General features: G+C 57.9%; 13 protein-coding genes. 6 read left to right on the plus strand and 7 right to left on the minus strand.

The window, feature by feature from the left end; all coding sequences use genetic code 11:
- Positions 1-214: 214 nt before the first annotated feature.
- Together fabA and fabB are read left to right on the plus strand one after the other, a co-directional pair.
- On the plus strand, positions 215-730 hold the full coding sequence (fabA, locus tag FXO12_RS08610) for a 3-hydroxyacyl-[acyl-carrier-protein] dehydratase FabA (protein ID WP_057976718.1): 516 nt from the start codon (positions 215-217) through the stop codon (positions 728-730).
- A gap of 11 nt (positions 731-741) precedes the next feature.
- A complete protein-coding gene (gene fabB / locus FXO12_RS08615) occupies positions 742-1,962 on the plus strand; it encodes a beta-ketoacyl-ACP synthase I (RefSeq protein ID WP_003190033.1) in 1,221 nt (406 codons plus the stop codon).
- A gap of 186 nt (positions 1,963-2,148) precedes the next feature.
- On the opposite strand, the gene FXO12_RS08620 is transcribed toward fabB, so the two are convergent.
- Both FXO12_RS08620 and FXO12_RS08625 read right to left on the minus strand, forming a co-directional pair.
- A complete protein-coding gene (locus FXO12_RS08620; protein ID WP_060772677.1) occupies positions 2,149-3,774 on the minus strand; it encodes a methyl-accepting chemotaxis protein in 1,626 nt (541 codons plus the stop codon).
- Between the two features lie 96 nt (positions 3,775-3,870).
- Positions 3,871-4,893 carry an amidohydrolase family protein gene (locus FXO12_RS08625; protein ID WP_057976714.1) on the minus strand — a complete coding sequence of 341 codons (1,023 nt, stop codon included), beginning with the start codon at positions 4,891-4,893 and terminating at the stop codon, positions 3,871-3,873.
- Between the two features lie 139 nt (positions 4,894-5,032).
- Between FXO12_RS08625 and FXO12_RS08630 the strand changes: the two genes are divergently transcribed.
- Together FXO12_RS08630 and FXO12_RS08635 are read left to right on the plus strand one after the other, a co-directional pair.
- Complete coding sequence (locus FXO12_RS08630) at positions 5,033-5,449, plus strand: OsmC family protein (RefSeq protein WP_034127200.1); 417 nt, start codon at positions 5,033-5,035, stop codon at positions 5,447-5,449.
- 62 nt (positions 5,450-5,511) lie between these two features.
- Positions 5,512-6,378, plus strand: coding sequence for a pirin family protein (locus FXO12_RS08635; RefSeq protein ID WP_057976712.1), 867 nt, complete (start codon positions 5,512-5,514; stop codon positions 6,376-6,378).
- Positions 6,379-6,476: 98 nt separating this feature from the next.
- Here FXO12_RS08635 and FXO12_RS08640 read toward each other — a convergent pair whose 3' ends face one another.
- The 4 genes from FXO12_RS08640 to FXO12_RS08655 all read right to left on the minus strand — a co-directional run bounded on the left by FXO12_RS08640 (position 6,477) and on the right by FXO12_RS08655 (position 10,325).
- Positions 6,477-7,205 carry a dienelactone hydrolase family protein gene (locus FXO12_RS08640; RefSeq protein ID WP_160049602.1) on the minus strand — a complete coding sequence of 243 codons (729 nt, stop codon included), beginning with the start codon at positions 7,203-7,205 and terminating at the stop codon, positions 6,477-6,479.
- 200 nt (positions 7,206-7,405) lie between these two features.
- On the minus strand, positions 7,406-9,310 hold the full coding sequence (gene htpG, locus FXO12_RS08645) for a molecular chaperone HtpG (protein ID WP_014717738.1): 1,905 nt from the start codon (positions 9,308-9,310) through the stop codon (positions 7,406-7,408).
- Between the two features lie 89 nt (positions 9,311-9,399).
- Complete coding sequence (locus FXO12_RS08650) at positions 9,400-9,852, minus strand: PaaI family thioesterase (protein ID WP_057976708.1); 453 nt, start codon at positions 9,850-9,852, stop codon at positions 9,400-9,402.
- Complete coding sequence (locus FXO12_RS08655; RefSeq protein WP_014717736.1) at positions 9,849-10,325, minus strand: PaaI family thioesterase; 477 nt, start codon at positions 10,323-10,325, stop codon at positions 9,849-9,851. Before FXO12_RS08655 ends, FXO12_RS08650 begins: the two co-directional genes overlap by 4 nt.
- 157 nt (positions 10,326-10,482) lie before the next feature.
- Here FXO12_RS08655 and FXO12_RS08660 point away from each other — a divergent pair, with 157 nt between their 5' ends.
- Entirely contained in the window at positions 10,483-10,731 is a 249-nt protein-coding gene (locus FXO12_RS08660) for a hypothetical protein (RefSeq protein ID WP_057976707.1), read from the plus strand.
- An 84-nt stretch (positions 10,732-10,815) separates the two neighbouring features.
- On the opposite strand, the gene FXO12_RS08665 is transcribed toward FXO12_RS08660, so the two are convergent.
- A complete protein-coding gene (locus FXO12_RS08665) occupies positions 10,816-11,556 on the minus strand; it encodes a DUF599 domain-containing protein (protein WP_034127195.1) in 741 nt (246 codons plus the stop codon).
- A 216-nt stretch (positions 11,557-11,772) separates the two neighbouring features.
- On the opposite strand from FXO12_RS08665, the gene FXO12_RS08670 reads away from it, so the two are divergent.
- The gene (locus FXO12_RS08670) at positions 11,773-15,534 is read left to right on the plus strand and encodes a dermonecrotic toxin domain-containing protein (RefSeq protein WP_060772679.1); all 3,762 of its coding nucleotides are present in this window, start codon (positions 11,773-11,775) and stop codon (positions 15,532-15,534) included.
- Positions 15,535-15,540 lie beyond the last annotated feature (6 nt).

The following is a 15,540-nucleotide window of genomic DNA, read 5'->3' on the forward strand; positions in this document are numbered from 1 at the left end:
GACGAAAGTGCGGCAGTCTTAGGCACCCGAACGGGCTGATAAACAGGCCCGGTTTAAAATTTCAGTGAACAAGTGTACATTCAGTGCCTTGCCGCTGTGACTTTCACTACAACGCAATAGTCTATGTGTAGGCTGCCGCTATGAGGCATGAACGCTTCATTCGGTTCGGGAAGATTTGCCCTACCCTGCCGCATGGGATTATTGAGGAGCTCGCATGACCAAACAAAACGCCTTTACTCGGGAAGACCTGCTGCGCTGCAGTCGCGGTGAGCTGTTCGGCCCAGGTAACGCGCAACTGCCCGCCCCGAACATGCTGATGGTGGATCGCATCACCGATATCAGCGAAGAGGGTGGCAAGTACGGCAAAGGTGAATTGGTCGCCGAGCTGGATATCACCCCTGACCTGTGGTTCTTCGCTTGCCACTTCGAAGGCGACCCTGTGATGCCAGGTTGCCTGGGCCTTGACGCCATGTGGCAACTGGTTGGCTTCTACCTGGGCTGGCAAGGCCTGCCGGGCCGCGGTCGCGCCCTGGGTTCGGGCGAAGTGAAGTTCTTTGGCCAGGTACTGCCGAGCGCCAAGAAAGTCACCTACAACATTCAAATCAAGCGCGTCCTCAAGGGCAAGCTGAACCTGGCCATCGCCGACGGTTCGGTGACTGTCGACGGTCGCGAGATCTATACTGCCGAAGGCCTTCGGGTCGGCGTATTCACTTCCACTGACAACTTTTAAGGGTTATCCGCATGCGCCGCGTCGTTATCACTGGTCTGGGCATCGTTTCTTGCCTGGGCAATGACAAAGAGACCGTCACCGCTAACCTGCGTGCAAGTCGCCCTGGCATCCGCTTCAACCCGGAATATGCCGAAATGGGTCTGCGTAGCCAGGTTTCCGGCTCCATTGACCTGCCCCTCGAAGAACTGATCGATCGCAAGATCTATCGCTTCGTCGGCCACGCTGCCGCCTACGCCTACCTGGCCATGAAAGACGCGATCGCCGACTCCGGCCTGAGCGAAGACCAGGTTTCGAACGTACGCACCGGCCTGATCGCCGGCTCCGGCGGCGCATCGACCCTCAACCAAATGGAAGCGCTGGACATCCTGCGCGAAAAAGGCGTGAAGCGCGTCGGCCCTTATCGTGTCACGCGGACCATGGGCAGCACCGTTTCCGCCTGCCTGGCTACGCCATTCCAGATCAAGGGCGTGAACTACTCGATCTCCTCCGCATGCGCCACCAGCGCCCACTGCATCGGGACTGCCGTTGAGCAGATCCAACTGGGCAAGCAGGACATCGTATTTGCCGGCGGCGGTGAAGAAGAGCATTGGAGCCAGTCGTTCCTGTTCGACGCCATGGGCGCATTGTCCACCCAGTACAACGAAACCCCAGAAAAAGCCTCCCGCGCTTACGACGCCAAGCGTGACGGTTTCGTCATCGCCGGTGGTGGTGGCATGGTGGTGGTCGAGGAGCTGGAACACGCCCTGGCCCGTGGCGCGAAGATCTACGCGGAAATCGTTGGCTACGGCGCGACGTCCGACGGCTACGACATGGTTGCGCCAAGCGGTGAAGGCGCCATCCGCTGCATGCAGATGGCAATGTCCACCGTCGACACCCCAATCGACTACCTGAACACCCACGGCACCTCGACCCCGGTCGGCGATGCCAAGGAAATGGAAGGCGTGCGTGCGGTATTTGGCGACAAGGCTCCGAAAATCAGCTCCACCAAGAGCCTGTCGGGTCACTCCCTGGGCGCCGCTGGCGTTCACGAAGCGATCTATTGCCTGCTGATGATGGAAGGCAACTTCATGGCCGGCTCGGCCAACATCGACGAGATTGATCCGGTTGTGGCCGATATGCCAATCCTGACCAAGACCGTTGAAAACGCCAAGATCGACACCGTGATGAGCAACAGCTTTGGTTTTGGTGGCACCAATGCCACCTTGGTACTCAAGCGCTGGCAGGGCAAGTAAGCTCGCAGGTTGATCACACGAAAAAGCCCCGACTGGTTCGGGGCTTTTTTTTTGCGTTTGATTTGAAACCGCGTCGCCTTCATCACAGGCAAGCCAGCTCCCACGTTCGACCGCGTTCATCCTGAAGGAATACGGTCCAGTGTGGGAGCTGGCTTGCCTGCGGCTGGGCCGCCCCGGTTCCCCGCCCTACACCGAAAACCGCGCCACCATCGAATTCAGATCCACCGCCAACCGCGACAACTCCTGACTCGCTGCACTGGTCTGGTTGGCCCCGGTCGATGTCTGGTGCGCGAGGTCCCGGATATTCATCAAGTTACGATCCACCTCCCGCGCCACCGCCGCCTGCTGCTCCGAGGCACTGGCGATCACCAGGTTGCGTTCGTTGATCAAGGTGAATGCCGAGGCAATCTCTTCCAGGGCCATGCCCGCCGATTTGGCGATATCCAGTGTGGAGCGCGCCCGAGTATTGCTCTGCTGCATCGAGCTGACAGCCTGGTCGGTGCCCTGCTGAATCCCGCTGATCATCTGCTCGATTTCCTGGGTCGACTGTTGCGTGCGATGGGCCAAGGCCCGCACCTCATCGGCTACCACCGCAAACCCGCGCCCGGCATCCCCCGCTCGCGCCGCTTCAATCGCCGCGTTCAGTGCCAGCAAGTTGGTTTGCTCGGCAATCGAGCGAATCACATCCAGCACTGTGCTGATGCCATAGACCTTTTGCGCCAGCGCTTCGACCTGGGTCACATTGGCGGTCACATCGGTCGCGAGGGCTTCAATCGACACCACCGTCTGCTGCACCTGCTCACGCCCTTGCTGGGCAATCCGGTCGGATTCGCGAGATGCCTGGGACGTGGCCACCGCATTGCTCGCCACCTCCTCCACCGCCACCGTCATCTGATTGACTGCCGTGGCCGCCTGTTCGATTTCCTGGTTCTGCTGGTGCAAACCACGGGTCGCATCCTCGGTGACGCAACTGAGCTCTTCGGAAGCCGACGCCAATTGGTTCGACGATTCTGATATGCGCCGGATAGTGTCGCGCAAGCTCTCCTGCATGCGCTTGAGCGCCTGTTGCAAGCGCGCCGGCTCGTCGCTGCCACTGAGCCTGATGTCGCCCGTCAAGTCGCCACTGGCAACGCCCTGGGCCACTTTCAACGACTGTGCCAGCGGCAGCACGATGCTGCGTGTCAGCCACACCGCCAGGCCAATCGTGACCAACGCCGTGACGCCAATCATGGTCATCACCCAGACCCGCGACTGGCTGAACACCTGCTGTGCCAGCCGGGCGGCCTCGTTGGCGCTGGACTTGTTCAGATTGACCAACTCACGCAGCGTCACGGCCATCTGGTCAGCCATCTGATTCATTTCGCCATTGACCACCGCAATGGCTTCCTCCAGCCGATTGGCCTTGGATAAGCCCACCACCTGCTCCTGGCGTTGCAGGTACTGCTGCTCCTCGACCTTGAAGCGATCAAACAGCACGCGCTCCTCAGGCAAGACGATCAATGCCTCGTACACGCCTTCAGCGTGGTGCAAACCGGTTTTTATCTCGGCAATTTTCTGCTCGTTCTGCGCCACCGCCTGGGGGTCGCGGTTGACCAGCAAGCGCAACGTCAGCGCCCGAATGCGCAACACATCTTGGTTCATCTCCCCTACCGCCATCACGCTGGGCAGCCAGTTGGTCTCCACCTGGTCCGACTGCTGGCGCATATTGGCCATCTGCAACAGGGCAAAGCCGCCCAAGACGAACACCATCAACGCCAGCACACCAAAGCCCAGGCCGGCGCGAGGGGCGATATTCAAACTGCGGATATTCATGCCAGGGTTCCTTCCAAAAGTACTGCATCCACCTGCAGCGGGTCTCTTGGACGTTATCGGCACCTCAGGTCATTGGCGTAAGATCAAAACGCGATATCAAGGCGCGTCGCCATCGCCATGCGGCTTGGGCAGGATGGCGAGGAAGTTGTCGCGCGCAACCTTGTGGGCAACGTCTTCGGGCAACGCATCGAGGAAAGGATCGAAACGGCGCATCTCCTTGCCCAACTTATTGAAGCGCCCCACAACATCGGAGCCGAGCATGAAGCGATCCGGGAAGCGCTCCACCAGCGCAACCCATTGCGACCGTGGCTTGCCGGCGTCATCCAGCAGATAGGGCGTGAGCATGCTCCAGGACAGGTCGATATACAGGTTGGGGTACGCCTCAAGCAGGCGCGTCAGGGTAGGCAACAAAAAGTCCATCTGCACCTGATGACGGTGAATTTCCTTGCTGGTACCGGCATGGGCCCAGATAAAACGCGTGTGCGGGTGATTGCGTAACGGCTGTTCGACTTCCGCCAGGTACAGCGGGTTGCGCTCACGTTTGGAGGTGATGTTGGAGTGCAGCATCACCGGCAGGTCGTTTTCGGCCGCTAGGTGATAGATGCGCGTCATGGCTTCGTTATTGGCGCGCGGGGTGTCACCGGAGGTCAGGGCGGTAAGGTCATCGTGCCGGGTGAACACTTCACCGATGCCCTGCCACAGCCCTGGGTTGAGGTCGAGCATACGCTGGATGTGGGCGGCGGAGTTTTTGTCGTTGGGATTGAAACCGGCGAGGAAAGGATGAAAGTGCTGGCGTTGCTCGGGGGAAAGTTTATTGACCGCCGCCGCGACGATCACATCCGTGGCGCTGTACCAATAGGCATCGGCGTAGTCACCGGCGTAATAGCGCGGGCGCTTGGGCTCGTCTTCGTGCCATTTCTTGGCCACGGGAATCCCGGAAATCATGACGTGCTCAATGCGGTTGTCCGCCATGGCCTTGAGCAGCTTGTCCATGCCGGCGGTTTCCTGGAAAAAATCCACGTAATGCAGGTGCGCGTCGCTGTAGGTATAGTCACGGGCCTGCGCGACAAGGCTGCTGGCGGCGAGCAACAAGGCAAGACTCAGGCGGGCTCCAGACACGGTAAAACCTCAATAAGGGTTGAAACGGGTAGACCTTGCGCCAGCCTTCAGGGTTCAGCATGGAAAAAACCGGAACACTGGGGTGCCAGCATGCTCTATAACTGCATGACCTTCATCCTGCGCCCTTATGAGGTTTGCCATGCCTGTTACCGTTAATACGCTGAACGCTGAAAACTTCCGTCACAGCGTGAATATCAATAATCACGAGCTGTTTACCGACCTGCCCAAGAGCCTGGGCGGTGACGATTCGGCGCCCTCCCCCCACGATTATTTCGATGCTGCGCTGGCGTCGTGCAAAGCTTTGACCGTGAGGCTCTACGCGCAGAAAAAAGATATCCCGCTGACCGGCGTGACCGTGGAGGTCACTCACGACAGCGACGAAGAGCAAAAGGGTAAATACAAACTCAACGTCAAGCTGACCCTCAAGGGCGTACTCACCGACGCCCAGCGCGATGAACTGCATCGCGTGGCCGATAAGTGCCCGGTACATAAGCTGATGACCACCGCCGAAGTCACTATCGAGACGAAATTGTCGGAAGGCGCCTTCAGCCAATAGCCCCAACTTCCCATCGAGCGGGTTATGCTCAAAGCATCCAACCCGCTCAGACTGGGATGCCCATGACCACCCTCACCGTGATTCGCCCTCGCCCCGAAGATGTAGAAGGCCAGCCTATCCTGCGGCCCCTGCCCTCACGTGAATGCCGCAGCGTCGGTCCCTTTGTATTTTTCGACCATATGCTGCCGACCCGCTACGCACCGGGTAACGGCATGAATATCCGCCAGCATCCCCACATCGGCCTGTCCACCCTCACCTACCTGTTTGAAGGCACCTTGCAGCACAAGGACAGCCTTGGCTCGGACCAGGTGGTGCAAGCCGGCGGTGTCAGCTGGATGACCGCCGGCAGCGCGATTGCCCACGTCGAGCGCACACCTGAAGCGGTCAAGGCCAGGGGTTTCAACCTGCATGGCCTGCAGGTGTGGCTGGCCTCGCCCAAGGACCACGAGACCGGGCCCGGACACTACAGTCACCACCCAGCCGCAAGTTTGCCGATAAGCGATAACCTCGGCGTGCAGGTGCGTTTGATCGCCGGTGATGGTTTTTGCCTCAGATCACCGGTGCCGGTGCTGTCGCCGACGCTGTATGCCGAGGTACAGATGCAAACCGCCACCACCCTGTTGATTCCTGATGAACATGAGGAACGCGCGGTGTATGTGCTGGAGGGTGAGGTGCAATTGGACGGTGAAGCCCTGGAGGTCAACAGCTTGGTGGTATTGCCGACTGGGCAGGAGATGACTTTGTATGCCGAGAGTGATTGCCACCTGATGGTATTTGGCGGGGCACCGCTGGATGGGCCACGGCGGATCAACTGGAATTTTGTGGCGAGCGACCCGGCTGTGATCGAGCAGGCGAGACAGCGTTGGGCGGCTGGGGATTGGCCCACTGTGCCGGGGGAGTCAGAAAGAATCGAGTTGCCTGTTAGATAGCATTCGCGAGCAAGCCCGCTCCCACATTTCGATCTGTGAACGCACTCAAATGTGGGAGCGGGCTTGCTCGCGAAGAGGCCCGAACAGGCGCCGAAGCATCAGCCCTTGAACACTTCATCCAACAAGTTATGCATCGACTGGAAAGCCCGTGCGCCGGTCTTGGCGTCGTACATCATCTTGCCCGACACATTGGCATGGGGGTCGGTGAAGGAATGCACCGCGCCGCCGTAGCTGAGCAACTGCCAATCCACACCCGCCGCGTTCATTTCATCTTCGAACGCTGGCAGTTGCTCTTTGGGCACCAACGGGTCCGAGGCGCCATGCAGCACCAGCACTGAACCCTTGATGTTCTTCGCGTCTGCGGGGTTCGGTGTATCCAGAGTGCCATGGAACGACACGGCAGCCTTCAGCGGCGCGCCGGTACGGGCCAGTTCCAGGGAGCAGCAACCGCCAAAGCAGAAGCCGAAGGTGGCCAGTTTGGACGTGTCCACCGCGGCTTCAACCTGGCCTTGCAGTTGCTCGAAGGCGGCTTGCATGCGCTTGTTCAGCAACGGGCGATCATTCTTCAACGGCATCATCGCCGCGCCCGCTTCATCGCCATTTGAAGGACGTACGTTTTGCCCGTAGAGGTCGGCAATCAGCACCACGTAGCCTTTGCCGGCAACGGCCTTCGCAATCTCTTCGGCCCCCGTACTCACGCCCATCCAGTTCGGCGCCATCAGCAGTCCCGGCAACGGGCCCTTGTGGCTGGCATCGAATGCCAGACGGCTTTCATAAGACTGGCCATCAATCTGATAGACCACGGAACGTACAGTGACTTGGCTCATCATTTTCTCCAATTCAGATGGATTGACGATGCTCCCTGTAGGAGCGAGGGGGACGCCTAGGTCTTGCTCGCGAAAAACGTGAGATCACCGCGCTCATTCAGCATTTGCGCGTTATCGTTGACGTTCTTCGCGAGCAAGCTCGCTCCTACAGTAGAGCCAGAACGAAAAAACCCGCCGAAGCGGGTTTTTCTACAACGGTGTTAAACCGACAATTCAACCAACAGCTTGTTCAGTCGGCGCACATACGCGGCCGGGTCCTTCAAGCTGTCGCCGGCTGCCAGGGCGGCCTGGTCGAAGAGGATGTGCGACAGGTCGCCAAACCGCTCTTCGCTCTGCTCGCCATCGAGTTTCTCGATCAGCGGGTGAGACGGGTTGAATTCGAAGATGGGCTTGGAATCCGGCACTTTCTGGCCGCTGGCTTCGAGGATCTGGCGCATCTGCATGCCCAGGTCCTGCTCGCCAATGGCCAGGATCGCAGGAGAGTCGGTCAGGCGGTGGGAAACCCGTACTTCACTCACCGCTTCGCCCAGGGAAGCCTTGATGCGCTCAACCAGGCCCTCTTTGGACTTGGCGACTTCTTCGGCTTCTTTCTTCTCTTCTTCGGAGTCCAGGTTACCCAGGTCCAGGTCACCACGGGCCACGTCGACGAAGGTTTTGCCGTCGAACTCGGTGAGGTAGCTCATCAGCCACTCATCGATACGGTCGGTCAGCAGCAGCACTTCGATGCCTTTCTTGCGGAAGACTTCCAGGTGCGGGCTGTTCTTGACCTGGGCGTAGGTTTCGCCGGTCAGGTAGTAGATCTTGTCCTGACCTTCCTTGGCACGTGCCAGGTAGTCAGCCAGGGACACAACCTGCTCACCGTCTTCGCCTTGAGTCGAGGCAAAACGCAGCAAACCGGCGATTTTTTCCTTGTTGGCAAAATCTTCTGCCGGGCCTTCTTTCATCACCTGGCCGAAGTTTTTCCAGAAGCTCTTATATTGCTCAGGCTCGTTCTTCGCCAGCTTTTCCAGCATGTCGAGTACGCGCTTGGTGAGCGCCGACTTCATGGAGTCGATGATCGGGTCTTTCTGCAGGATTTCCCGCGACACGTTCAGCGACAGGTCGTTGGAGTCGACCACACCTTTGATAAAGCGCAGGTACAGCGGCAGGAAGGATTCCGCCTGGTCCATTACGAACACGCGCTGCACGTACAGCTTCAGGCCTTTTGGCGCCTCGCGTTGGTACAGGTCGAACGGAGCACGGGCCGGTACGTAGAGCAGCGAGCTGTATTCGAGCTTGCCTTCAACCTTGTTGTGGCTCCAGCTCAGCGGGTTCTCGTAGTCGTGCCCGATGTGCTTGTAGAACTCCTGGTATTCCTCGTCCTTGATCTCGGTACGCGGACGGGTCCACAGGGCGCTGGCGCGGTTGACGGTTTCCCACTCCACCGCAGGGGCTTCTTCGCCTTCGGCAACGGTCTGTTCCTTGGGCAACTCGATCGGCAACGCGATGTGGTCGGAGTACTTCTTGATGATGTTGCGCAGGCGCCAGCCATCGGCGAATTCGTCTTCACCGGCTTTCAGGTGCAGCACGATGCGCGTGCCACGGTCAGCCTTGTCGATAGTGGCGATTTCAAATTCGCCCTCGCCCTTGGAAGCCCAGTGCACGCCCTCGCTGGCGTCAAGGCCGGCGCGGCGGCTGAATACTTCAACCTTGTCGGCGACGATGAAGGCCGAATAGAAGCCCACGCCGAATTGGCCGATCAGGTGAGAGTCTTTTTTCTGGTCGCCCGATAGGTTCTTCATGAAATCTGCGGTGCCGGACTTGGCGATGGTCCCCAGGTGGGTGATCGCATCGTCACGGCTCATGCCGATACCGTTGTCTTCGAGGGTGACGGTCTTGGCGTCTTTGTCGTAGCTCACACGGATCTTGAGTTCCGCGCCGCCTTCCAGCAACTCGGGCTTGGACAGGGCTTCGAAACGTAATTTATCGACAGCGTCAGAGGCGTTCGAGATCAATTCGCGAAGGAAAATTTCCTTGTTGGAATACAGCGAATGGATCATGAGGTGCAGCAGTTGCTTCACCTCGGTCTGGAAGCCCAGGGTTTCCTTTTGAGTTTCCACACTCATGGTCATCAAACTCCAATTGGATGGCAGTGGCCGCGCCCTTGAGGGTTGGCGGCGGGTTGTCATCAAAGTTGGGGACTAAGACCAGGATTTCAAGGGCGGACCAATTCCTCAATTTTGAAATGTGCCCGGGCAGTGGCGATCGGTTCGGCCGGCGTGCTCTGCCAAGCGGTAATCGCCACGTTGGCCACGCGCCGGCCCTGGCGCCATACCTGACACTTGGCATAGGTGTCCCGAAACTGGCCGGCGCGCAGGTAATCCAGGGAGAAGTCGATGATTTTCGGCAGGCCCGGAGCGCCAGTGAACACCAGCAGGTGCATGGCGGCTGCCAGCTCCATGAAGCCGGCGATCACCCCGCCATGCAACGCTGGCAATATGGGGTTACCAATATTGTCCTTGCTGGCCGGCAGGCGAAACAGCAACTCATCCCCCAGGCGGGTGCATTCGATGCCGATCAGCCTGGCATAGGGCACCAGCTCGAGCAGCGCATCGTAGTTGCCACGGTCGAGGGCTTGCTCCAGGCGCGTCTTGAACCGATGCCTCATGCCTGTTCTCCCTTGATGACAGTGCCCAAGCCTTGAGTGCCTTTGAGGCGCTTGCCCATGCGCATGAACGTGCCTACCACATGGGCGATAGGTTGTTGCGGGTCATCCTGATAGGCAACGCCACGGGTGAAGATCACGTCGGTGGTGACCCGGTAGCATTGCGCGAAGCCATACACCGGCTTATGGGGTTCGGCGGGATGCATGTAGTCGATACGCAGGTCCAGGGTGGGGCACACCTCGAACTCGGGCAATACGCACAGGGTCGCCATGCCGCAAGCGGTGTCCATCAAGGAGGTCAGCGCGCCGCCGTGGATCACCCCGGTCAGGGGATCACCGACAATATGCGGCCCATAAGGCAGTACGAGGGTCATGCCCTCCTCGCTGGCTTCATGCACCGCCACACCCAGCACCTGGCAATGGCGCAGGGCCGAAACGAAGCGCACGGCACGCTCCAACAAAGGGTTTACGGTCATTGTTTTTAGACTCTTATTAGTGTGAATTCGGCGGATTGGAATGACTGGGTAAAGTTCCTGTACGAAACATGCTATATATCTGTGGGACATAAGGAACTAATGCTGGCCCCTTGGGTTCGAAAGGCCAGTAGATATCTTCAATAAGGAGAAACACCCCATGCGTAAGACATTAGCTATTTCCATGATGCTGGCCGCTGCTCTCGGTCTGGCTGCCTGCGACAAGAAATCCGAAGACAAAGCCCAAGACGCTGCTGCACATGCTGAGCAAGCTCAGCAAGATATGGCTAAAGCACAGGATAAAGTGAACGACGCTGCGAAAGAAAACGCCGAAGCTGCCAAAGCTCAGGCCGAATCGAACGAAGCTGCTGCAAAAGAAGCTGCACCTGCAGAACCTGCCAAGCAGTAATCGCAGGGTTTGAAGCTGTATTGCAGCAAAAAGAAAGCCCGCTGACCAAGCGGGCTTTTCTTTGTCCAGGATTTGCTGCCAGCGCTAGGATGCGCCCTCTTTTACAGCGTCGACTGCTGGCATATCGGTCGGGGTGTACACCATCACCTGCAATACATCGGAATGGAACTCGCGGCGGTACAGCACCAACACCACCCCACTGCTCATCAACATGAACAACCAGGGGCTGACAAACCAGGCCAGCATGGTCATGCCGAAGTAATACGCACGCAGGCCAAAGTTGAACTGGTTGGCCGCCATCGAAATCACCCGTGCCGCCCGCAAGGCAAATGCATTGCGCTCCTGCTCCGACACATGTCGTTCACCAATCATCGGCGCCGAGCCCACCAGCACCGCCGCGAAGTTGTACTGACGCATGCACCAGCTGAAAGTAAAAAACGCATAGACAAATACCAGGGCCAGGCACAGCAACTTGACCTCCGACATGCCCTGGGACGCCTGCTGCACCATCGGAATGTCTGCCAGCAACGACACCGCCCGCTCCGAAGCACCGAGCACGGTCAGGATACCCGCAAGGATGATCAAGGTACTGGAGGCAAAGAACGAGGCATTACGCTCCAGATTGCCGATCACGCTGGCATCGGCGATGCGGTTATCGCGCAACAGCATGCGGCGCATCCAGTCTTCACGGTACAGGTGCAACACGCTGGCCAGGCAGGCCGTATCTCGAGCTTTCCAGGTGGCGTAACGGGTATAGCCGCCCCAGCACAGGATGAACCACAGGGCGGCAAGCAGGTGGACTTGATTGGTTTCGACGAACGACATGCGGGTCCTTCTAAATGTGAGCCCGGTGAGTTGTGCAACAAATATCAAAACCCCGGCCGTACTACCTGACTTTTATGAGAATTCCTGTTTCCAGATGTACATGAGTTCGGCCTCGGAACCAATAGGACGCCTCCACTCACTTAGTTGGCCCCAGGGCACGAAGCCTTGATCATTTCTCAGGCGGAAGGAACTGCATATCTATCCTTAGGATGTTAAATGCGCTCAACTTCTCTCTCTGTCAGCCAAACACCTGCGCCGCAAGCGATCCAACTGTCCGTGGGCACAGCCTCTGAATCGACAACGCAACACCCACTTTTATCGCATCACCTTCAGCCCAAGCCGTTGGGACTGGACACTGATGATCGGATCAAAATCCAAGTAGCCGGCATAAAGCCAGTCGTTGCCAATGATACAGGGCCGAACGCAGTCGCCGCGCAATCCCAATTGATTGAGCAGCATCAGGCGTACAACCAGAAAATTATTGATTTACTCAGTCAGCAGATGACATTCCAACGCTTCACCCAGGCTCAGTTGAAAAAAGCCTTTCCCCAGCTCACATCAATCGACCCGAACATTATCCACGTCAACACCTATCGAAAACAGCCGCCGGCAGAGCCCGTGCTGATTTCTACGCAAACCTTATCGGAGGCATTGCTCGAAAAAGTCGCGCAAGTCCACATAAACGCCGTCACTGGCACGCCCAACACTGAAGAGCACAGTGCCGACATACAAACGGGCTTTTACATTGACGGACCTGCGGGTGCTCCCCAAACCAGACTGGAGCATCAGGGTTCCCTGCTGACGCTTGCATACGATATCGCAACCCGCTTTTCAGGCGCGCTCAGTAGCTACTGGAAAAGATCACCCGTAGGCTCCCCCAAGCAGCCATCACGATCAGCCCAACTGCTCGCCCTGCATCGGCAAATGCTTTCCACCGAGGCAGCCCTGCGGGTTGAAGACGGAACCCTCAGCGAGGCTGGCAAAAAGCTGATCGACACCGCCTTTCAGTACCCCACCCTTGAAGCACGCGAGCGCGAACTTCCCGCAGGGGATCGGCCTGGGGTGTATCCGATCCGGATAGATGACAACTCCGCCAACGGCGCATTTTTAGCCGGTTGTTTTCTTATCACTCGCAGCGACGGCTCGTCGGCCGAGGCACCTTACACCGCAAGTGACACCCGTAATATCGGGCTGGATGACACCACCGGGCCTGTAGTGCTTTATACCCCCGGGGACGGTTTCGAGGAGTTCGCGAGCCCTGGCAAAGCCCGCGAAGCATTGATGCAGAGAATCGATAATGATGACGAGAAGGCCAACCTGCTACTCAAAAGTCTACCGGTGTCGGTAGAGCACAGTCGAAACCCTCCGTGGGGTGATGATTTAATGCTGGGATTCGCCCCCGTCTGCGGCGACGTAGTGGCACAAACCTTTCCCCAGTTGTTGCAGCGACAGGCTGACGAGGTCAATGAAACCATGCAGGCCGGGTTCGCCCAAGCGCAAGCCGAAGCTGGCTCCTCTCGCACACCGTCGTTGCTCTCTGCCCAAACTGTCGAAACCATCAATGATGCAGCGGATCTTTCACTGCATTTCGATGGCAGTAATGCCCTGCTCGCACGCAATGAGCAACTGCACAACAAACTGCAGCCACAATGGCTTAAAGAACTGACTCCCCAACAAGAAACGAGCTATAGGGAGCTGGAGGAAGCACAGGATACAAGCCTTACGCACTTGCAAGCGCTATTGGCAAACATCCCGGCCCCCAACATTTTCGCCAAACAGTTGCTGGCCCAGGCGTTGAAAGCCAAGCTGCCGGACCGCTACCGGCACGAGGAAATAGACCCTGACCACGTGATGGTTCAGATGACCACACAGCAGTCGAGCAATCGCGGCCTTTTAGGTTCCGCAAACGCACCAAAGCCGAAGATCCACACCCGATCGCTTACCGACCTGACGCTCATGAACACAACGCCATGGCATGAACGCTCGCCGACGAGCACCTGGGCCGCTCGCGTCGTAAGTGCCAATGGAAAATACCTGCTGACCCTGGATAAGCCGTTTCTCGAGGACCTGATCAGCCAAACCGATGTGGGCGGCAAATACCTCAAACTACTGGATGACAAACTCAGCCCCACTGCCACCTCCGACGAAGCCAGGGTGCTGCCCGACGCGTGGAAAAACCATCTGAAGGCAAGGATGGCCAAGGACGCGTTCATCACCAGCCTGGATCCCGACGCCTATCTGAACAGGCAAAAAATCGCCGAACAATGGATCGAAGCGACGCTTGAGCATAGCGACTCCACCACCTGGCCAATCGTGAATGGTGCGTCCATCGTCTCGCATAGAGTGGTCCTGAACGGCAAACCCGTCCAGGGCATGATGGTCATCAAACCGACCAACCACCCCTCGCTGGTGCTGTACAGCCCGGATGCTCCCGACGGACGTCCTTTCAGAGAAATTGTGGACGAGGATCAACTTAACACGCTGCTGAACACGTCCGAGTGGATGTCCTACATGGATCAGCGGGTATCACCTGTTGATCGATACAATATTCACGACACCCTGTTTTTGCCTCAGCTCGGCACGTGGCTCAAGAAATTCGCGGCCGACCATGAAGCGGGCATCCGGCTGAAGCCGTTCAAAGGTAGCATCACTGAAAACCTGTACATGCAGGAGGTGGGGTTACTCAGAGGGAGAGCGTCGGTTGGGATGACAACCAGCGCAGAGATATCGGCCCGATCCACAGCCAACAAATTAATGTTCGCCGCAGACATAGCCCAATTCGTTCTAAGCCTCATCCCGGTCAACGCTGGTATGTCAGCCACCAACAGGCTCTCCAAGGCTGCGCTAAGAACGTTGCGTACACCCGGACAAAGCCTGCCCAAGCTCCTCACCCAACCGGGACGCTGGGGGGCGGTGTACAACGACTTCGCCATGGCTGCGTCGGGTATCCCTTTACTCAAAAGGACCCCGTTGCGCCCAGTGTTCAGAAGCCCTGGGCGCACGCTCCAACAGCGACTGACAATCACGGCAGGTACAAACGGTACGCCAAGCGGTCACGTCGTACCGGTTCCGGGTACGTCGATATCGGCCGGCCGCCCCTCAAGCATCCCGACTCAATTGCCGAACCCGGCCCACCCTGTACAGAACCGTGGGGACCTCGCCGCGCACGCACTGGATAATCAGCTACTGGCAGGAAAACCGCTCAGCGCCACCGGGCCACAACAAGTCGGTGAAAAATGGTTGATCCGTTACACCGATAACTCAGACGTGAGCAGGGTCTATCAAATAAGCCCAGCGTTCAAATTCGAATCAGGATTTGTAAACGTTATAAACCCCGAGACAAAGCGTCGGGTGGCTACGCTTTTGAACAAAGGGAACGGCGAATGGGTGCTAACCGGTTTGCCGGGAGGCGCCAAACTACCTCAAACGCTAGCCCCCCTACCGCAGCCTCATTCTGCCTCCTCGGCGGAAAACCTAGTGCCTGCAAGCAGCTCCACCACCTCCGGCAGTTCGCGAATAGAGCCGCCCATTCGAAAGCCACTTGCAGTGCTGGTCAATACCAGGGCTCGTGACCTGAACGCCGAACTGCATCTGGCCGGAGCGGCATTGAACCCCCGAGCGGCCCGAGCGGAACTGGTTCGCATCACAAAGCCGGATGACCTGAAGGTTGTATTGAAACCCGATACAGTCAGCAAGTTCGTCTTCACTCAAGACAACCAACTGATCATCGGTACTATCGACAAAAGTGCACCGCCAAAATGGTTATCACATCCTGCCATCGCGGAAATCGGTGCTGGCAGTGGCCAATCAGAAAAGGTAGTCAGCGCAGGCTATATAAGGAAAGACGCCTTCGGGAAATTCCACCTTTCCGATGTCTCTGGACACTATCTACCCAAAAAAAGCGATTTAAGGCCCGCCCAGGAATATTTGAGGAACATGGGAGTGGATTCGACAAAGAGCAAGTTCCCGATACCCTGAAACAGG

Source organism: Pseudomonas sp. J380 (genome assembly GCF_009827115.1).
GTDB classification, from domain to species: domain Bacteria; phylum Pseudomonadota; class Gammaproteobacteria; order Pseudomonadales; family Pseudomonadaceae; genus Aquipseudomonas; species Aquipseudomonas paracarnis.